The sequence below is a fragment of the Paenibacillus sp. cl6col genome, assembly GCF_900102125.1.
GTDB classification, from domain to species: Bacteria; Bacillota; Bacilli; order Paenibacillales; family Paenibacillaceae; genus Paenibacillus_B; species Paenibacillus_B suaedae.
Window position 1 is genome coordinate 357,888 of sequence record NZ_FNAZ01000005.1, and the last position, 21,458, is coordinate 379,345.

Sequence of the window (21,458 nt, forward strand, 5' to 3'; positions counted from 1 at the left end):
AAAGGGAGAATACGATGCTAACCTTACGTAATAAGATTACTAAAATTATCGCTACCGTGTTAATGGGGGCATTGTCTATACTTTTTATCTTTCCATTATTATGGATGGTGTCGTCAGCGTTTAAATTTGAAAAAGATGTCATGCGCTTCCCGATTGAATGGATTCCATCTGCAACTAACTTTGTCAATAACTTTAAGGCAGTATGGATGCAAAAGGTACCGTTCGGTCAGATTTATTTCAACTCCATTAAAGTGGCAATTATCGTTACTTTACTCTCGCTACTTATATCAACGATGGCAGCCTATTCCTTTACGAAACTACAATTTCGCGGTCGAAACCTTGTATTTGCCGGGCTGTTAGCCATGATGATTATTCCGGATCAAGCGACGCTCATTCCTCGTTTCATGCTTATTCGTTGGTTGGGACTATATGACACCCATGCAGCGCTAATATTGATGGGTATGTTTTCGATTTACTTTACATTCTTGTTGCGTCAGTTTATGGCCGGTGTGAGTGATGATATTTTGGAAGCTGCTAAAATTGACGGTGCAGGGCACCTGCGCAGCTTCACTTCGATTATGCTTCCGCTGTGTCAGCCTGTAATCGCGACGGTGGCGATTATTAAGTTCATCTGGTCGTGGAATGATTATCAAAATCCGTTAATCTTCTTGCAATCGAAATCTTTGTATACCGTTCCGCTAGGCATGACCTTGTTTAGGGATGATTATACGACCAACGATGCGATTATGATGATGGCGGCAGTATCAGCGATTATTCCTCTGCTGATTGTGTTTATTGTTTTGCAGAGACAAGTTATTAGTGGGATTGCCCTTGGTGGTGTGAAAGGGTAAGCAATACGGACTCATGATAAATCTGTTAGGCATCTCTAGTTTAGAGAGTCTTCTAATAAGTCAAAATCGTTATCGCACAAGCACAAAATTATACACGCAGGCAATTTGCAAACGTTATATACTGTCTGTAAGCGCTAACAAGGCCTTGACTCAAAGCTTACTATCATTCATTTTAGGGGGAAGTTGCACATGGCAACTAAAAGTAAACGTTATTTTCTTCTGTCCACATGCCTACTACTAGCATTAATGATGTTTACAAGCGCTTGTGGAAACAAAGCTGATGAATCCGCACAATCGAACGGTACAGAGAAGAAGGAAGTGACCCTTAAGTACTATAACTGGGACAATGAGGCTCAACAAGAGGGTACAGACGCAATGCTGCGTGAGTTTGAAGCAGCTAACCCTGGTATTAAAGTGGAACATGTCGTGCTCGTCCCAGGTAATTCATTGGAAATGTTGAAGAAATTGGACTTCCTTATTTCGTCAGGAGATGAAGTTGACGTCGTTCAATTGCCAAGTACTTCAGCGGTCGTTGAAAGAGCAGTTCGCAGTGCATTTACGCCACTAAATGAATTCTATGATAAAGAAGGTTTGAAAGCGGAAGATGAGTATTATGTAAATCCGCAAGTAGACGGCAAATATTACGGGATGCCATATACATCAGGTTATACCTATGTCATGCTCAATAAGAATGCGTTGGATGAAGCGGGACTGCCCGTTCCTAAATTCGGCTGGACATGGGACGACTATCGCGAGTATGCGAAGAAGCTGACAAAAGGCGAAGGCGTAGACAAACGATACGGAACCTACTTCCATACGTGGGAGTTGTATATGAATGCCCCAGCGCAAACGGTAATGAAAGATCCGTTCCGCTATGACGATGGCAGCACAATTCTGTCTGACCCAACCTATCCGTACTTCTTCCAATTGCGCAAAGACATGGAAAGTGTTGATAAGTCAGCGAAACCCTATGCGGATGTGCTAGCATCTAAGCTTAACTATCGCAGTGAATTCTTCGGTGGTAGTGCAGCGATGATTATGTCAGGCAGCTTCACGATTCCTGATCCAGGCAATCTTGAGCAGTACCCACATGATTTTGTGACTGCTTTCGCGCCAGTTCCTTTGCCTCCAAAGAATGCTTTGCCTAAAGATTATGAGGGCGGTAAATACTTTGTTGGCAGTTCACAATTAGCAATGGGTTCAACAACGAAGCACAAGGAAGAGTCATATAAGCTGATGCGCTTCATGTCTACAGCAGATTCAGCCAATAGACAAGAGTTTTCCGGTTGGAAGAAAGCAGATCAGACAAAACTATTGGAGCGCATGATCGGTAAAAACACGGACAAGTACGATGTAGAGTCATTGAAGAACACGCTGTTTGGCGCCGATATTAAGTATTTGGATGCTTCCAAGGTCCTTACCACTTCGAGTGCTGATTTAACAAAAGTTATCGACGATGGCTTCAGCAAATTTATGCTTAGCACGGAGCCAATTGAGAAAGTACAAGCATGGATGGTTGAAGAAGCAACGAAGATTATTAATGAGAAAGAGAAGAAGTAACGATTTGTAAGTAATATAATAAATAGAAATCCGCTGAAACTAGGCGTCTCTATATTCCATGCTATATAAAGTACAAATAGTGGGAAGAGGGACGCCTTTTCTGTATGGTGCTCAGAGAAGGGGTGAAGAGTGATGAGAAAAATACTTAGTTTGTTACTAGTAGTTGCAATAGTAGTCACGTTCTTGCCTGTTGGCACAGGTGTAGCGATGTCATCAAATGTAAATAATTTATTTCCGAATGGTGATTTCGAATCAACTGCAGCGCCGAGCGGTACTTGGACTCAATATACGGATACGAACCCTGTACCTGTTAATTGGGACACATGGATTCCTGTAGGTTCTGGTAAACCAACTGGTAGGACAGTAAGTGTAACGGTTGCTACCTATGATTCTTATAGTGGTCAGCAATCGATGCTGATAGATGCTTCCGGCACAAGCCGTGTATCGATTAATGCTAAGGCACCCGTGGAGGCTGGGAAATCGTACCGCTTGCAAGTGTGGTATAAAACCGAAAATATTGCAGGTGGCAGCGGCGCTTATTTCCGCACTTCTGTGCTTAATCCTTCTAACACAAAATTAATAGATGGACCTACTTCAACGAAGGTGTATGGTACGAACGATTGGACGATGCAGCAAGTTTTTATAACGGTGCCGGCTGGTGGTGCTAAATTTTTTGTTGAATTGTTTTTAGAAAATAGCACCGGCAAAGTGTGGTTTGATAACATTCGGCTGGAGGAATATGACGGCATAACGGGGTTAGCGCTTGAACCGACGGCAACGATGATGACGGTTGGAGAGACGAAGCCGCTAACATTAACCGTCACTCCAAATAATCTTCCATCTCCCAAAGTAAAATGGAGTACTAGTGATGAGAACGTAGCTGCTGTTGATCAAGATGGTAATGTAACAGCTATTGCTGCGGGTGTAGCAACAATCACTGTTGCAACAGAAGATCAGATGATAAAGGCACAAAGTAACATTGGTGTAGACTCCACAGAAACAGCAGCTGCTTACGACCAATTGCGTGAACGCTGGAAGCAGAAGTTAGTAGGAGCTGTAGACGATAACCTCGCTTCTGATCCCGCTATTCAGGCACTAGTAGCTGAGATGGACAATAATGTATCCAATGCCGCTAAGACGGGTTATCTCGATACGCTTAGTGCTAATGATAGCAGCCGTAGATACTTATGGTCGGATCTTGTCGATAACGCCGACACGAAGGAGCAGCATGCCAACAACATCGTTAGCGAGTTTACTCGTATTAAGACAATTGCAACCGCTTACAATACAGAGGCTTCTCGTTTCTATCACGATCCACAGCTGCGGGATGCAATTATAGGTGCCCTGGATTGGATGTACGCTAAGCGTTATAACGAGCGTTTATCCTACAGCAGCGCCAGCAGCTGGTGGGGATTTGAAATCGGTGCACCGCAGCTGTTAAATGATTGTCTGATCCTTATGTATGATGAGTTGAACGATCAGCAAATAGGCAACTTCATGCGGACAATTGATAAGTATTGTCCTAATCCAACAAAGCGGGTGCAAAATAGCTCCGTGATCGAAACCGGTGGCAATTTGCTGGACAAAGCACTTGTTGTAACTCTTCGCGGCGTAATTGGTAGAAATAGCGCTAAAATTACGCAAGGACGGGATTCGATTGGTTCCGAATTTAACTATGTCACGAAAGGTGATGGTGTATATGAGGATGGTTCACTGGTGCAGCATGCGAATATCGCTTACACGGCTGGCTATGGTGCAGTCTGGCTCAGCCGCACGGCGGACATCACTTATTTGCTCAACACTTCACCATGGCCTGTGACTGATCCACGTGTGGCTAACATTTATAAGTGGGCAAGTGATACATTCGAACCCGTTATTTACAAAGGGCTGTACATGGATATGGTTAACGGGCGGGGGATCTCCAGAAAAGACTCGGGTACGGCTCGCGGCACGATTGTAGCTTTAGCAAGTTTAGCAGAGGGTGCACCACCAGAGGTTAGCGCTAATATTCGCAGTATGGTTAAGGAATGGGTAAGCAAGGATACAACCTTTAATGATTACTATAAAGGCTTGCCGCTTTATAGTGTGATGTTGCTGAAGAAAGTGATGAAGGATGATACTGTCGCACCGCGCGGTGAATTGTCGAGCAGTTATATGTTCAACGGTATGGCCCGTGTCGCGCATCATCGTCCGAACTACGCTTTTGGGCTAAGCATGTTCTCAGACCGCATTTCTGCCTTTGAAATGGGCAATAAAGAAAATGTAAAAGGCTGGGATACCGGTCTTGGCATGACCTATATCTATAACGAAGACTTATTGCAATATCGCGATGGATTTTGGGCAACGGTTAATAGCTTCCGTTTGCCAGGTACGACAACAGACGGTTCTGGCGAAGGAAAGATGCCGGGCGAATGGGCGTACTATTACAATACGAAAAGTCATGTTGGCGGTGCCACACTAGATCATTTATATAGTGCAAGCGGCATGGATTTCTCATTAACGAAAGTAACGGGCAGTGATTTAAGTGGTAAGAAATCATGGTTTATGTTCGATGATGAAATTGTTGCCCTCGGTACAGATATTCGTAAAACATCGGCCGCTACAAAATCGGTAGAAACGATTGTTGATAATCGCAAGTTGAATAGCAGCGGTGATAACGCATTTGTGATTAACGGTGTACAGGTGCCTGCAGCATTGGATTATTCAGCAGATATTAACGATGTAAACTGGGCGCATCTGACGGGCAATGGTGCAGGTTCTGGTGCGGATATGGGCTATTACTTCCCAACTGCCCCCACACTCCATGTCGTTCGCGAGGCGAGAACAGGCTCTTGGTATGACATTAACAACGGTCAATCGCAAGACAAGCTCACGCGCAACTATGCCAGCATAGCCTTTGAACATGGGAATAATCCACAAGCCGCTAGTTACGAATATGTGCTGCTTCCAGGTAAGACAGCGGAACAAACACAAGCTTATAGTGAACAACCGGCAGTAGAAGTGCTTAGCAATACATCAACCGTACAGGCCGTTAGCAATAAGCAGCTTGGCATCACAGCTGCGAACTTCTGGAGTGCGGATACTGCAGGAAGCATCCAAGCTAAATCTGCAGCTACGGTCATCATGAAAGAAGAGCGTGGCGAAATGACAATTGCGATATCCGATCCAACGCAAAAGCAAAACACAGTGACGATTGAAGTCCATCAACCGAACTTGACATTGCTAACTGCAGATACGGGGATGAAAGTTACACCGATACAAGATGGAGTTAGCATTGAAGTCAATACTTCGGGATCGCTCGGTAAGACGTACACGGCAACATTTGATCTCGGCAAGACTTACACCGTAACCATGGAAGGTGTAACAGCAGATAAACAGACTGCTAAGAAAGGTGAAACCGTAACTGTAGTACTAGATGCGCCTGTGGGTAAAGTGTTCGACAAGTGGATCGTTACGCCAGCAAGCTTGACGTTGACCCAAGATACAACGAATAACAACATGTATACGTTCATCATGCCAGGTGAAGCAGTTAAAGTAACAGCAACGTATAAAGACGATACACCGGTAGGTGGCGGATCGACGCCATCAGCGGATCCAACACCAACATCGCCGACACCAACACCTAAACCTAAACCAACTGAACCAGTGAAACCTACTGATCCAGTATCCCCTACAGTAGATTTGTCTGATATCGCAGATCATTGGGCGAAGGTTTCCATTGAAAAATCAGTTGAGCTTGGTTTTGTAAGTGGCTATGAGGATGGAACCTTTAGGCCGAATGCTACGATAACTCGCGGTGAGATTTCAGCAATGTTAGCTAGAGCGCTAAAGTTGGAACCCGTAAATACAGGGTTTATTTTTGCGGATCAAAGTCAAACACCAGTATGGGCACAGCCATACATTCAAGCACTTGCTAAAGCGGGATATATATCAGGCTATGAAGATGGTACATTCCGTGCGAATAAAGATATCACCAGAAGTGAACTCGTTGTTATGATTGTTCGTGCACGGGGTCTTGAAGTACATCCAAATGCAACTCTGACGTTTAAAGATGCGGATCAAGTGCCAGCATGGGCTAAGCCTTATGTGGCAACTGCAGAAGAAGCAGGCCTGATTAAAGGAAATGGAGTTGGTAAATTCAATCCTAATGCTGCTGCAACCAGAGCTGAAGCAGTTACTTTGATTCTAGGCATGTTAAATGATTTGAAATAAGAGATGCTGTCTATTCAAGCCATCTGCATTAGTCACGTCTTAAGGTCAACGACTTAAGTAGGTGCCAAACTGTATCATCTAAATGAAGGTGACTTCCCAGCAGGCTTGAGTACAGAAGAAGATATTTCCATTTTACAGTTAGTAGAGGTTAAAATAACCAATCGAAAGCCAAGGTCCGATTTTTAGGATCTTGGCTCTTTCGATGTTAAGGTCAAAATATTGCATATATATAAAAAAATAATGCGTGTTTCTACCTATCTTTGATTTGCTATTATTAGCCTAAGTTAGGTTGGGTTTTTAATTTCCATATAGATATGTATGATATCTTTTTATATTTTTCAAAATGTTGCAGCGGGAAAATGAGAGGGGGGAAATGGTTATGAACAGCAGTGGAGTTATAAAAACAGAGCAAGTTAAAGCGGCAGCGTTGGTGCGGCCGTCTGAGCGGCAGTTGGCGATACAAGAGATGGAGTTTTACGCTTTTGTACATTTTACAGTAAATACGTTTACGGACCAGGAATGGGGCAGTGGGCAGGAGCAGCCGGATATTTTTAATCCGACACAGCTGGATGCAAGGCAGTGGGTACGCGCTTGTAAGGCCGCAGGGATGAAAGGGCTGATTCTGACTTGCAAGCATCACGATGGGTTTTGTTTGTGGCCGAGTGAGTATACAGAGCATTCGGTGAAGAATAGCCCATGGAAAGATGGCAAGGGTGATGTCGTTCGTGAGGTGGCAGATGCTTGTCGTGAAGGCGGGTTGAAGTTTGGGATTTATTTATCGCCTTGGGATCGTCATGAGCCGTGTTATGGGGATTCGCCAGCTTATAATGAGTACTTTACCAATCAACTGCGCGAGCTGTTGACTAGGTATGGGGATATTTTCTGTATGTGGTTTGATGGGGCTTGTGGTGAAGGTCCTAACGGCAAACGGCAAATATATGATTGGAATGGCTATTATGCACTGATTCGTGAATTGCAGCCAGAAGCGAGTATTTCGGTATGTGGGCCGGATGTGCGCTGGTGTGGCAATGAGGCGGGGCATTGTCGCAAGTCGGAGTGGAGCGTAGTACCTGCGCAGCTGCAGGATAAGGAGAGAATTCAGGAACATTCACAGCAGGAAGATAATGCTGAATTCGCCAAGCGTTTCACTTCAGAGGATGAAGACTTGGGTAGCCGCGACATTATCGCAAATGTATCGGAGCTTGTCTGGTATCCAGCGGAAGTGGATACGTCGATTCGTCCGGGATGGTTCTATCATGCGAGTCAAGATGATCAAGTCAAATCGCTGGATGAGCTGCGGAATGTGTACTATGGTTCGGTCGGAGGCAATGCTACGCTCTTGCTTAATATTCCTGCCGATACGCGCGGTCTGCTCCACGAGAATGATGTGCAGCGGTTAGAGGAGCTCGGAGCTTGGATTCGCAATACGTTTGAGACGAATGTGGCACGCGATGCTGCTGCTACGGCTAGTGAAGCGATGGCTGGATATGAAGCGACCAATATACTGGATGGCAATCGAGATACGTTTTGGGCTCCTGAGCAAGGTACAGAGGTGGCGAGTATCACTGTCGACTTAGGAACAGAGCAAACGTTTGACCATATCGTACTGCAGGAGTATCGCTATACGCAGAGGATTGAGAGTTTCCGCTTAGAGTATTGGCAAGCCGATGCTGCTGCAACGACAGAGGATTGTACGGATACTGCTGCAGGCAGAGGGACGTGGCAGCCTATTCTGAAGGGTACCATTATCGGTCACAAGCGGATCTGCCATTTTCCAGCCATAAGCAGCAGTCGCTTGCGTCTTCAGATCACTGGCTCCCGCTGGTGGCCAAACTTGTCCACATTCGAAGTGTACAACAGTCAGGTTCAGGGTGGTGAAGGGGAATGAATAATCGAAATGCTCATCCGGAAGTGGTCACCTTCGGGGAAAGTATGGCCCTATTGATCGCCGAGGGGGGGAAAGGTCTTGAATATACATCGAATTTGACGCCTTCCTTTGGTGGAGCTGAGACGAATGTAGCGATCGGTTTGTCAAGGCTTGGACATTCCGCAGGCTGGTGCGGTCGGCTTGGAGATGATCCGTTCGGGCAGCGGATTTATAAGATGGTGCGGGGCGAAGGCGTAGATGTTAGACGCGCTTCATTCACAGATGAAGCTCCAACCGGACTAATGATTCGAGAGAATGCGGCTGGAAGAAATTCTGTCTATTATTACCGCAAGCTATCGGCGGCAAGTAAAATGACTCCTGAGCATTTGGATGAGGAATATATTGCTGGAGCAAAGATTTTACATATTACCGGGATCACACCTGCATTAAGCACATCCTGTGCGGAGACGGCGGCAGCAGCGATGGACATCGCGAAGCAGCACGGCGTCAAAGTGAGCTTCGATCCGAATTTGCGTTTGAAGCTATGGGATGTGAAAGCAGCCCAAAAGGTTCTGTTGCCATTGGCGCTAAAAGCGGATTATTTCTTACCGGGATTAGATGAATTGAAACTGCTGTATGAGACGGAATCGATGGATGAGATCGTTGCCAAGCTCAGTGAGCTGTCCGCTGTAAGCATTATTAAAGGTGGCGAGGACAAAACCTATATTCTGGAGCACGGTGAACTGTCATCAGTTCCTTACTATAAGGTTGATCATGTAGTTGATACGGTAGGAGCAGGAGATGGCTTTTGTGCTGGATTTCTAGCTGGTTTGCTGCGGGAATATAGCCTTGAAGAGGCGGTTCGTCTCGGTAATTTGATAGGCTCGCAGGTAATCCAGACGGTTGGCGATTGGGAAGGTCTCCCTAGTGGAGCGCAAATCGAGCGATTGCTTGCCGGTAAGGTGCATGTTGAGCGGTAAGTTGTGTTTCATTGAGGACTATTAATAGAAACGACATTCGATAAATGGGGAGGAGAACAATATGAAGAAAATGCAGATTACTCAGAAGATAGTACAGGAAGGTGTCGTTGCCGTACTTCGCGGGGAGACGGCAGAAGAAGTTGTCGCAATGGCCGAGGAAGCGATTCTCGGCGGAATTAAAGTGATAGAGATTACGATGACAGTTCCATTTGCGTTGAAAGCAATTGAGACACTAGCTCAAAAATATAAATGGGATTCGTCGGATGAATCTACTTATGCGATTATTGGCGTAGGAACCGTGCTGGATGCTGAAACGGCACGTGCGGCGATTCTTAGCGGCGCTCAATTCGTAGTGTCCCCTTTCCTTAGCGCTGAGACCGTAACCATGTGCAACCGATATCGCGTACCGGTAATGCCAGGAACGATGACCATCAAGGAAATTAATGAAGCGCTTGAGCTTGGAGCCGATATCGTCAAGCTGTTCCCAGGCAACCTGTATGAGCCATCCGTAATCAAGGCGATCAAAGGCCCATTGCCGCAGGCTAACATTATGCCAACCGGCGGTGTGTCGTTGGATAACCTAGGTGAATGGGTGAAAGCCGGAGCGGTAGCGGTAGGGATCGGCTCCGATTTAACAAATGAAGCAGTTAAGAACAAAGATTTCTCGTTGATTCGGAAGAAAGCTGCCGCATATGTAAATGCCTATCGTCAGGCAAAGGGGATATAAAATATTCGAAATGATATACGCAGATCGGACGATTCAGCATGTATGAATCGTCCGATTTTTTTGTGCAGCATGGACCAGAAAAATAGAGTGACGTGTATAGGTTGTTGCACGATTCGAATGGATCATGATGGAAGCAACTGAAGCGTACGAGTCAAAAAGCGACACACACATGGTCATAAAAGTGCATCTATTTTTAGGTGGAATGTCGATATAATGGTGCGAAGTACAATATTGGGGATACGAGCTATTACACAGGATTCTGTAAAGAAATGAGGGTAGCTTAATGAATCATATAAGCAACTATTTTTTGCTTGAGCGGACAGCGGCTAGCAAATGGACGGAAGCGTTTCCAATCGGTAACGGGCGCTTAGGGGGCGTTGTATATGGTGGGATACAGCGCGAGCAGATTCAATTGAATGAAGATTCGATTTGGTATGGTGGTCCAAGGGATAACGATAATAGAGCAGCGCAAGCGGCGTTGCCGGAAATTAAAAACTTGTTGCTGCAGGGTAACGTGCGCAAGGCAGAAAAGTTAGTGTTGAAGCATATGACGAACGTTCCGCAATATTTCCATCCTTATCAGACATTAGGCAACTTGTTGTTGGATTTTGATACGGATATAGATGTTCATGCAATTCATCATTATTGTCGTGAGCTAGACTTGGATAATGCTTTGGTTCAGGTAAATTATGAAGTGGGACGGCAAGATGCAATTCAGTACAGCCGTGAGATATTTTCTAGCGCCGCTGATCAAGTGCTAGTAATCCGGATGACTTCGACCGCCGCCGCAGGCTTAACCTTTGCAGCCAAATTCGATCGTAGACCATTCACCGGTGAAATGGTTCAGACAGATGATGGACAGGCTATTGCCATGAAAGGACAATTAGGAGCAGATGGCGTACGTTATGCCGTTGTGCTGCGGGCAGTAGTTGAGGGTGGACAATGTCAGACGGCGGGCAGTTATCTTGATATTCGTCAAGCTCGTGCAGTCACGCTTATTGTAGCTGCGCAGACTTCATTTCGCTGTGCAGATGATTATGCTGTTGCTTGGCAACAGGCAAAACAGGCAGCTCAAGTGCCATATGAGACATTGAAGCAGCGGCACTTGGATGATTATAAGCCGCTGTTTACCCGTGTAACGTTGGATTTGGAAGCGGAGGAAGGAAGAAGCACTGAGCCACAGCTTCAGGTTCCTAGACAACAATGCTTGTCCACGTCGCAGCGACTAGAACAATATCGGCAAGGTGCCGCTGATAATGGGCTGGAGGCGCTGTTTTATCAGTACGGGCGTTATTTACTGCTAGCCAGCTCCAGACCGGGAACTCTACCAGCTAACTTGCAAGGGATTTGGAACGATAGTTTTACTCCTCCATGGGAATCGGACTATCATCTTAACATTAACTTGCAAATGAACTACTGGCTTGCCGAGACAGGGAATTTAGCGGAATGTCACCTGCCGCTATTTGATTTTATTGAACGCTTAGTCATCAATGGACGCCAGACAGCGCGCAACATTTATGGTGCACGTGGATTTGTTGCTCACACGAGCAGCAACCTGTGGGCGGATACAGGCATTTACGGTGAATATGTGAGCGCCAATATGTGGCCGATGGGTGGCGCATGGATTGCGCTGCATATGTGGGAGCACTATTGTTATAACGGCTCACTTTCGTTCTTGCGCGAACGTGCGTATCCCGTGTTGAAAGAAGCGTCGTTATTTTTCTTAGACTTCTTATTGGAGTTGCCATCAGGACAGCTGGTGACCGTACCATCACTATCTCCAGAAAACTCGTATCGCAGTGAACAGGGTGAAGTCGGGGCACTATGCTATGGTCCATCGATGGACTCACAAATTTTGTATGCGTTGTTTACAGCATGTATCCGTGCCGGTGAGCTGTTGCAACTGGATGAAGGGTATATGGAACAGGTGTGCCAAGAGGACAAAGATTTATTGGCACAGTGGAAGCAAGTCCGCAGTAAGCTGCCACAGCCGCAAATCGGCCGCCATGGACAAATTATGGAGTGGGCGGTTGATTATGAGGAAGTAGAGCTGGGGCATCGCCATATTTCTCATCTATTCGCTTTGCATCCAGGGGAACAGATCATTCCTCATCGCAGCCCTGATCTTGGACAAGCTGCTAAGTTCACGCTGCAGCGGCGCTTAGCTCATGGTGGAGGACATACGGGCTGGAGTCAAGCGTGGATTGCAAACTTCTGGTCAAGGCTGGATGAAGGAGAGCAGGCACATCTGAGTTTGCGCAATCTATTAAGCAAAGCGGTACACTCGAACTTGTTCGGCGACCATCCTCCATTCCAAATTGATGCCAACTTTGGTGGAGCAGCAGCGATGCAAGAGATGCTATTGCAGTCGCATGGGGATGAAATCCGGCTACTGCCGGCTCTTCCACTTGCATGGCGGCAGGGTCATGTTACTGGCTTACGTGCCCGCGGTGGATTTACCGTTGATATGGCTTGGAAGGAAGGCAAGCTGCAGCAGGCGCAGATAACGTCTACGCTTGGCAAGCCTTGTGTTATTTATAGTACGGTTCCGCTTACTTTCCGTTCTGGTAAGCCATCAATGGCAGTCGCTGTAACACAGCCCGCGCCACATACGTATCAGCTGGATATCCCGCTTGGAGCAACGGTTATAGCAAGCTTAGCGTAGGTTACTATCGAACTAATAACATAAAAAGGAAAAAGTAAAGTCAATTAAGCAATAAAGTCAAAATTGTTCACAATCGAGCAAAATAATTGACTTACTATTGCTGGGAGCATTTACTATGATGATTGTAGGTTCAATATCGAATGATCATCATTGTTCATTGTGATGAATCCAAGTCTATGAAATCGGGAGGAACTAGAAAATATGCAAACTATGGAGACACGCTACGCGTATGCGCCACAATCGATCGCACGCATGACAACAGAAGAATTGCGCAAGGAGTTTTTAGTGGAGCAGGTGTTTGTTCCCGGTGAAATTCGCTTGACTTACTCGCATAATGACCGTTTGATCTTTGGTGGCGTAACACCTACGAAAGAGCCGTTAGAGATTAAGCTTAGTAAAGATTTGGGTGTTGAGTATTTTCTAGAGCGTCGTGAACTAGGTGTCATTAATATCGGTGGTCCTGGGTTTATTACGATTGATGGTGTGCGTGAATCGATGAACAATCAGGATGGCTATTATATCGGCAAAGAGACGAAAGAAGTGCTGTTTGCTAGTGCAGATGCTAGTAATCCAGCGAAATTTTATATTTCTTCTAGCCCGGCTCATCACAAATATCCGAATGTACGTATTTCCATTGATAACATTAAGCCAATGGAGACAGGTGCTGATAACACAATGAATAAGCGTAAAATTTATCAGTACATTCATCCGAATGTGTGTCAGTCATGCCAGTTGCAAATGGGCTATACGCACCTAGAAGAAGGAAACGCTTGGAATACGATGCCATGCCACACGCATGAGCGACGCATGGAAGCGTATGTATACTTCGATATGGAAGGGGACAACAAGGTATTTCATTTCATGGGCAAACCTGATGAGACGAAGCATCTCGTTGTCGGCAATGAGCAAGCGGTTATCAGTCCAAGCTGGTCCATTCACACCGGTGTTGGCACTAGCAACTATACGTTTATTTGGGCAATGTGCGGCGAGAATATCACATACACCGATATGGATATGGTCGCTATGGACGATCTAAAGTAGATAGATGAATAGATAGGGTTTATAGAGAGGGGAGTATGAAGAGTTGTCACAATTTTCGGTAGATCAATTTCGCCTTGATGGCAAGGTAGCTCTCGTTACAGGTGCAGTGTATGGGATCGGATTGGAAATGGCATGCGCTATGGCGCGTGCGGGTGCAAAAATTGTATTTAATGCTCGTGAGCCAGAAACGGTAGAGATCGGTATGGCTGCTTATAAGGAAGCCGGCATTGAGGCGCATGGATATGTATGCGACGTGACCGACGAGCCAGGTGTACAAGCGATGGTGCAACAGATTGAAGCGGAAGTTGGAGTCATTGATATTCTAGTCAACAATGCTGGCATTATTAAGCGGATTCCAATGACAGAAATGACTGCGGAAGAGTTCCGTGAAGTCATTGATATTGACTTGAACGGACCATTTATAGTTTCCAAAGCGGTTATTCCAGGGATGATTAAAAAAGGTGGCGGTAAAATAATTAATATTTGCTCGATGATGAGTGAATTAGGACGAGAAACGGTGTCTGCTTATGCTGCTGCCAAAGGCGGCCTCAAGATGCTAACCCGCAATATCGCTTCTGAGTATGGCCAATATAACATCCAATGTAATGGTATCGGACCAGGCTACATTGCTACGCCACAAACAGCGCCGTTGCGTGAGCTTCAAGCTGATGGCAGCCGTCATCCGTTCGATTCCTTTATTATTGCGAAGACACCTGCAGAGCGTTGGGGAGAAACTCAGGATTTAGCAGGTCCTGCGGTATTCTTAGCTTCGCCAGCTAGTGACTTTGTCAATGGACATATTTTATATGTTGACGGTGGAATCCTTGCCTATATTGGTAAGCAGCCTTAATTTCGAATAGTAAGATGAAAATACTGAGACTAACAGGAGTACGTTGCTGTTAGTCTTTGTAATTTATCTGTGTACGATTGAGTTATGAGGTTTGTTGTGCTGTGAAAACTGTTGAAGGAAGCGTGAATAATCGTGATGGAGAAAATACGTAGCATGCAGTGGAATCATCGTGACGATGTAGCGGAAGCCCTATTGACGTTAGTAGAGCCGTTAAGGTCAAGGTTAGCAGAACAGCCTGGACACTTAGCATTAGGAAGCCACGGCACGGTCTATACCGAAAATCGCAGAGATGCCGAAGGATTCTTACGAATCCTGTGGGGATTGGGGCCTTTCCTCGTTCATTATGATGACGAGCAGCTTCAGCGTCAATGGATGCGTGGACTAGCGGAGGGTTGCAACCCACACAGCGAGCATTATTATGGCAAGACGATGGATGGCGATCAACTGCTGGTCGAGATGGCTTCTATCGCGACTACACTGCTGCTTGCACCGCACAAAACTTGGGATACTCTTTCGAAGACAGAACAGCAGCATTTGGCGGACTGGCTATGGCAAATTAATGAACGCCGTTTGGCACCGAATAACTGGCACTTCTTTCGCATCTTAGTGAATGTGGCACTGAAGCGGCTTGGCATGAAGTATTCTCAGGAGAAGATCGAAGAAGATTTTGCCCTGATTGAGTCTTGCTATGTTGGCGATGGCTGGTATTTTGACGGAGTGGATCAGCAGTTTGATTATTACATCCCATGGGCGTTCCATTATTATAGTTTAATCTACGTTACGTTTATGGCGGATGAAGATCCGGAGCGGGCAGCTAGGTTGAAAGAGCGGGCTATTCTTTTTGCGCGCAGCTATCAGTATTGGTTCGATAGCAAGGGAGAAGCGATTCCTTTCGGTCGCAGTCTAGCGTATCGATTTGCGCAAGCAAGCTTCTGGAGCGCGCTTGTGCTGGCCGACGTTGAAGCTCTGCCATGGGGCGTCATTAAAGGGTTGTATGCGCGCAATATGCGCAGCTGGATGAATCATAATATTTTTACGACAGATGGCGTGCTAAGCGTAGGCTATCACTATCAGAACTTGGTGATGGGCGAGGGCTATAACGGTGCGGGTTCCCCGTATTGGGCATTCAAAAGTTTCTTATTGCTTGCTGTTTCGGAAGACCATCCTTATTGGGAGGCAGAGGAAGTAGAGCAAGAGGTATCACCAGGCCGGCTGCCGCTGCCGAGCATGAAGGCGTTGATTGAACATACGCATCATTCACAACATGTGCTTATGTATCCGGTAGGTCAATTTATTGGCTATCAGAACCATGCTTGCGCCAAGTACTCTAAATTTGCCTATTCGACTGTATTTGGCTTTAGTGTGCCGCGAAGTAATTATTACTACTATGAAGGTGCTTTTGATAGTGTGCTTGCTGTTAGTGAGGATGGCGTACATTTTCGTGATAAGCCGCTTGATTCGAGCTATGAGCTGCATGAAGATCGACTTATACATAACTGGAAGCCGCAAGTCGGAGTTACGATTCGCAGTACGATTATCCCTTGTGGTGACAGCCATGTACGCATACACGAGTTGGAAACTAGCCGTGCCTTAATTGCCTATGATGCCAGTTTCTCAGCGCCGTTCGCCACGGTTACCAGTGACGACACAGCCGTAGTCAAGACAAGCTGGGCAAGTTACGATTCGCCTGTTGGGAGCACCATCGCCAAGGCGGTTAGAGGATTCACACAAGCGGAGATGATTCGCACCGAGCCTAACACCAATGTATTCTATGAGCGTACTCTGATGCCTGCACTGCGAGCTGAACTTCAGCCAGGGACACATTTATTAGTTAGTGTGATGGCAGGAGTTCCTGCTGGTTGTGAGTCGCAGCTGCCTGAGGTGAGGCTGACATCGGATCGCGTAATTGTGCACCATAACGAGCAGACGACAACGGTTAAGGTGAAATAGAGGAAAGCGAATACAACAAAAAAGTCAAAATTGTTCACATTTCACACAAATTAAGGCGTACATTCTGCGGAATGTATCCGCTATCATAAGAAATGCATTGAGTTATTTTTCTGGGAGAGGGCTGAAATGCAGATGTCTACAGAGGGAACGCAAACAACGGTCATGCAAGCAATTAAGCTTTACACACAAGCAATTGAAAATATTCTAGCGAAGACGCTGAACAATATTGATAAGTTTGGAACTCAGTTTCCGCATGTTAGCCTTAATGGGAAATATCAACTGAATGATAACAACGACTGGACAAATGGCTTCTGGTCGGGAATATTGTGGTTATGCTATGAATATTCACAAGATGAGCGTTATCGGCAGGCAGCAGAAGCTACAGTGGCTAGTTTCCGTCAGCGCTTTGATCAAAAAGTTGTATTGGATCATCATGATATTGGCTTCCTATTTAGCTTGTCTTCCAAAGCGCAGTGGATCATAACAGGCGATAATCGTGCTCGTGAGCTGACACTGGAGGCAGCTGATCATTTATTGAATCGTTGGCGTAACACGAGCGATGGAAGCGGATACATTCAAGCTTGGGGAACGAAAGATAACGAGCAAGAAGCGGGTCGTATCATTATCGACTGTTTGCTTAATCTGCCATTGTTGTATTGGGCAAGCGAACAGACTGGTGATCCAAAGTATCGAGAAATTGCAGAAATCCAAGCAGAGAAAACGCGGCGCTATATCGTTCGTGGAGATGATAGCTCATACCATACGTTCTTCTTCGATACCGAGACGGGGGTTCCAATCGGCGGTGCGACTCATCAGGGCTATAGCAACGGTTCGACGTGGACGCGGGGGCAAGCTTGGGGCGTATATGGCTTTGCACTTTCCTATCGTTATACGGGAAATGCAGCATTTTTGGAGACATCTAAGCGTATGGCGCGCTATTTCCTTGAGCATTTGCCTGAGGACAGTGTTGCTTATTGGGATTTCAATGCGCCTGTAACGGCTGATACGTATCGCGATAGTTCAGCTTCAGCGATTGTGGCTGCCGGACTGGTGGAGCTTATCTCACATTTGGATGCTGCTGACCCCGACCGTCCTTATTTCGAGAAGATGCTGACAATCAGTATGGAGTCGCTGATTACCAACTATGCTACGATTGGTGACGATGCAGCGGAAGGTTTGCTTAAGCATGGCTCGTACTATGTCCATGGTGGGTTGTCCCCTGATGATTATATGATTTGGGGCGATTATTACTACTTGGAAGCGCTCATGCGTCTTACACGCGGTATTCCTGGCTACTGGTATGAGCGTAAATAGAAATAGGAAATAAAGTCGATGATTTGGCTTGAACAGTAACGGAAATGATGAAGGATTGAAGGAAGGGAAGTGACGCAAACCACATGTTCCATTTAACTTACTATAAACGAATGTTACTTTCCTTCATGCTATTTATTATCGTACCGATGGTTGCTGTATCTGCGCAATCTTTTTATCTAATTAAAGAATCGATGCTGGATAAGCTGCATGCAACGAATGAGAACATGTTGAACGTAATTGGAGCAGAATTTAGCAAAACAATCGATGATGCTACATTTGCCTCCCATTTCATTGTAAACGATGAAGGCTTCAAAACTAGCTTACGTAATTTCGCTGATGTGAAGCAATTAAATAGTTATGCTGATTATGAGAATTTCTCACAAATCAAAGCTGTATTTTCGCTTATCAATTCAAAAACGTTGAATAGGCAGACGCAGATGTACTTAATTAACCGCCAGCAGTTTATTATCCCTTCAGGAGATGATGAACCGGCGAAACTACTGCCACATTTACCTGAATTGTATAGCAAAATTAATTTCCAGCAGCCAGAAAGGCTGCAGTGGTTAGGACTGCTCGAGGACAAGGGAGCTAGTAAATATTATATTGCTCGTGTCATCTATGATCGCGTTAGTAAAGGGCATACGGCCGTGCTGCTGATTGGAATTGAACAGTCCTATTTCGAAAAAGCATTACAATCGGTGAAGTCATGGGATGTTGCTCTCTTGGATGAGCATGGTGACCGGATTGCTGGCTCAACACAATTGCTTGCATCCGATTCAGATAAGGTGGACGATCGAATGCGCTCGGAAGTCGTGCTGAGCAAAAACGGGTGGAAGCTTGTGTATGAGATGAGCAACAACACGTTTAGAGGCATCATTTCAAAGACGCTTTATATCGGTTCTGCTGAAGTCATGCTTTTTGTCATTATATTCTCTTTGTTTGCACTGCTGATCTCTAAACGATTGCATCGTCCAATTGAGCAATTACAGCAGGTTGCAGGGCAATTTGGCAACGGTAAGCTAGATGTTAGGCTGCAAGTTAAGGGAGATGATGAGCTAGCAGCGGTTAGCAAGACGATTAACTTGATGTTGGATCAGCTGCAACAGTCCATTCATGACATGGAACGGCAACAGGAGCAGAGACGAGTGTTGGAGCTTGAGGCGCTGTTTATGCAAATTCGTCCCCACTTTCTGTTGAATACGCTTAACTCAATTAAGTGTAGCCTAATGTTGCAGAAAGATCGCCTGCATAGCGGCATGATTGACTCTTTAATGAGCTTACTGCGTGCCTATATGAATTTCAATGCACTAGCAACACTGCAAGAAGAGTGTGAGTTAATGGGTCACTACATTGATATTATGCAAATGCGCAGTGATATTCCAATCCAACTGCAAGTCGATGTAGAGCCGCAATTGCAGTTGCTTAAGTTTCCAAAGTTATTACTACAACCGTTAGTTGAAAATGCAATTTTACATGGTTTTGTCGATACTGATGTAGATATAGAGGGCAGTGATAGTGGGCGCCAGCAATCTCAAATTTGGATCTCCGTCTATCAGGACACGGATACCATCGTCATTGAGGTTGCCGACAACGGAGCAGGTATGGATGAGTCTTTGTTGCATCGCCTGAATGAAAGTGTGTTACGTTGCAGTGATGAACCTGATCCTAGTTATAAGCGGGTCGGATTGGTTAATGTTGCTCAACGCTTGAAACTATCTTTTGGTTCAGAGGCTACGCTTTCTTTTGCTCCTAACAGGTATGACGGTATAACGGCACGAATGCAGATTCCAGTGACATCAAGCGGGGGGACCACCAGTGATATACAAAGTGATGCTTATTGATGATGATGTGCCAATGCTCAAGCTATTGCAGCAAATGATTGATTGGGAACAATTACAGTTGAAAGTTGTAGCTGCCACCTATTCCAGCGTAAAAGCAGTACACCTATTTCAGCAGACCGTTCCAGATATTGTGATAACAGATATTGGCTTGCCACAAAAAAATGGGATTGAGTTAGCCGAACAGTTTCGCCAACTCAAACCTGACGTGCGCGTCATTTTCTTAACCTGTCATGAAGACTTCAACTACGCGAGACAAGCACTTAAGCTTCAAGCTGACGATTATTTAATTAAAGATCAGTTAACAGAAGAGCAGTTGCAACAAAGTTTGCATAAGTCGCTGCGCTTACTGAAAAAACAATCATCGTCTGTCAGTGTACAACCTTCAAGCTACAATCAACAGTTGCTCAAGCAAGGTTTATTGCAGAGTGTGCTTGATCGAACGAATGTTGACGAAATCCTTAAATATGCTGCTGGCATTGGAGTAAGGTGGAACTGTCCCTGGTATATGCTCAGTCTTGTGCATGTACAATATGCTAGTTACGATGAACATTACTCACAGCAATCGTTATCGTTAATTTGCTATGCCGTCTACAATATTGCGGAAGAATTAGCACGCAAGTTCGAAGGGATTACACCATTTTTGCAGCAACAGCATCTTGTCATTGTGTATAACTATCACGATAATTTAGCAGATAACACCGTGTTGCACTTCAACAGCTATTTGCAAAAATTGAAAGAGCGAGTTGCCCAATATATGAAATTGCAGCTTGTAAGCGTCATGGTAAGTGATAAGCTGCAACTTAAGCAAATGGGTACTTGTTATCACTCCTTATTGCGCCATAAATATGAGTTCTATGTTGGGGAGTCGATGCAGATTGCCGATCGCCAGCAGGCGATAGGATCAACATGGCTGCAATTGCCTGCAGGGGAGTTGGACAACTATAAAGTTGAACTGAAGCAGGCGCTAGCTATTCATGATATAGATGGCATACAACGTATTATCGGGAGTATGAAGCAACATTTTCAAGCAAGGATGATTGAACCTGCTTCATTCATGCATGAGCTGCAAGTCTGCTTACGCGAGCTGACGATTGCAGCTTCGGTTAGACTCGATGAAGCGATCTTCAATTATATAGAGCAGTCACGAACCCTTGTTGATGTGCTTGCATTAGCGGAACGCACGCTAACCGCAATGGCTATGCCTAGCGATAAACAAGGGAAACAAGGGCAAGGTACACTAGCTAATAGCTATGAACCTAAGTTACAGCAAATTCAACATTATATCGAACAAAATTTAGCTGATAGTATTACTTCCATTGATATTGCGCGCTATCTGTATTTGAATCCAAGTTACTTCTCACGCTATTTCAAACGCATGACGGGCAGCAATTTCACGGATTATGTACATCAGTATAAGATGAACATTGCTTCACAAATGTTGAAAACATCTGGGCATACGTTGGAACAGATCGCACTGACACTAGGTTACTCAGACCGTACCTATTTCTCTAAAGTGTTCAAGAAGTATATGGGCGTGACACCGAGTGAGTATAAGAACGAATGCTCGTAAATCTATCAAAAATAACGGAAGAAAGAGATG

At 45.3% G+C, this 21,458-nt stretch carries 13 protein-coding genes; all 13 read left to right on the forward strand.

Annotated features, from left to right (window positions below):
• Positions 1-14 precede the first annotated feature (14 nt).
• The 13 genes from BLS15_RS15845 to BLS15_RS15905 all read left to right on the forward strand — a co-directional run bounded on the left by BLS15_RS15845 (position 15) and on the right by BLS15_RS15905 (position 21,428).
• Positions 15-851, forward strand: coding sequence for a carbohydrate ABC transporter permease (locus tag BLS15_RS15845; RefSeq protein WP_021254837.1), 837 nt, complete (start codon positions 15-17; stop codon positions 849-851).
• A 189-nt stretch (positions 852-1,040) separates the two neighbouring features.
• Positions 1,041-2,411 carry an ABC transporter substrate-binding protein gene (locus tag BLS15_RS15850; RefSeq protein ID WP_021254838.1) on the forward strand — a complete coding sequence of 457 codons (1,371 nt, stop codon included), beginning with the start codon at positions 1,041-1,043 and terminating at the stop codon, positions 2,409-2,411.
• Positions 2,412-2,543: 132 nt separating this feature from the next.
• The gene (locus tag BLS15_RS15855; protein WP_021254839.1) at positions 2,544-6,623 is read left to right on the forward strand and encodes a polysaccharide lyase family 8 super-sandwich domain-containing protein; all 4,080 of its coding nucleotides are present in this window, start codon (positions 2,544-2,546) and stop codon (positions 6,621-6,623) included.
• A gap of 373 nt (positions 6,624-6,996) precedes the next feature.
• A complete protein-coding gene (locus tag BLS15_RS15860; RefSeq protein WP_090512437.1) occupies positions 6,997-8,511 on the forward strand; it encodes an alpha-L-fucosidase in 1,515 nt (504 codons plus the stop codon).
• Complete coding sequence (locus tag BLS15_RS15865) at positions 8,508-9,470, forward strand: sugar kinase (RefSeq protein WP_090512442.1); 963 nt, start codon at positions 8,508-8,510, stop codon at positions 9,468-9,470. Before BLS15_RS15860 ends, BLS15_RS15865 begins: the two co-directional genes overlap by 4 nt.
• A 61-nt stretch (positions 9,471-9,531) precedes the next feature.
• Positions 9,532-10,197, forward strand: a complete 666-nt coding sequence (locus BLS15_RS15870; protein ID WP_021254842.1) for a bifunctional 2-keto-4-hydroxyglutarate aldolase/2-keto-3-deoxy-6-phosphogluconate aldolase — start codon at positions 9,532-9,534, stop codon at positions 10,195-10,197.
• 283 nt (positions 10,198-10,480) lie between these two features.
• Entirely contained in the window at positions 10,481-12,862 is a 2,382-nt protein-coding gene (locus BLS15_RS15875) for a glycoside hydrolase family 95 protein (protein ID WP_090512447.1), read from the forward strand.
• A gap of 210 nt (positions 12,863-13,072) precedes the next feature.
• Positions 13,073-13,903, forward strand: coding sequence for a 5-dehydro-4-deoxy-D-glucuronate isomerase (gene kduI, locus BLS15_RS15880; RefSeq protein ID WP_090512700.1), 831 nt, complete (start codon positions 13,073-13,075; stop codon positions 13,901-13,903).
• A gap of 43 nt (positions 13,904-13,946) precedes the next feature.
• Complete coding sequence (locus tag BLS15_RS15885; RefSeq protein ID WP_021254845.1) at positions 13,947-14,753, forward strand: gluconate 5-dehydrogenase; 807 nt, start codon at positions 13,947-13,949, stop codon at positions 14,751-14,753.
• A 153-nt stretch (positions 14,754-14,906) separates the two neighbouring features.
• Complete coding sequence (locus BLS15_RS15890) at positions 14,907-16,703, forward strand: DUF2264 domain-containing protein (protein WP_090512450.1); 1,797 nt, start codon at positions 14,907-14,909, stop codon at positions 16,701-16,703.
• 126 nt (positions 16,704-16,829) lie between these two features.
• The gene (locus BLS15_RS15895; protein WP_021254847.1) at positions 16,830-18,017 is read left to right on the forward strand and encodes a glycoside hydrolase family 88 protein; all 1,188 of its coding nucleotides are present in this window, start codon (positions 16,830-16,832) and stop codon (positions 18,015-18,017) included.
• Positions 18,018-18,100: 83 nt separating this feature from the next.
• Positions 18,101-19,858, forward strand: a complete 1,758-nt coding sequence (locus BLS15_RS15900) for a sensor histidine kinase (RefSeq protein ID WP_021254848.1) — start codon at positions 18,101-18,103, stop codon at positions 19,856-19,858.
• Positions 19,833-21,428 carry a response regulator transcription factor gene (locus BLS15_RS15905; RefSeq protein ID WP_021254849.1) on the forward strand — a complete coding sequence of 532 codons (1,596 nt, stop codon included), beginning with the start codon at positions 19,833-19,835 and terminating at the stop codon, positions 21,426-21,428. Before BLS15_RS15900 ends, BLS15_RS15905 begins: the two co-directional genes overlap by 26 nt.
• Positions 21,429-21,458 lie beyond the last annotated feature (30 nt).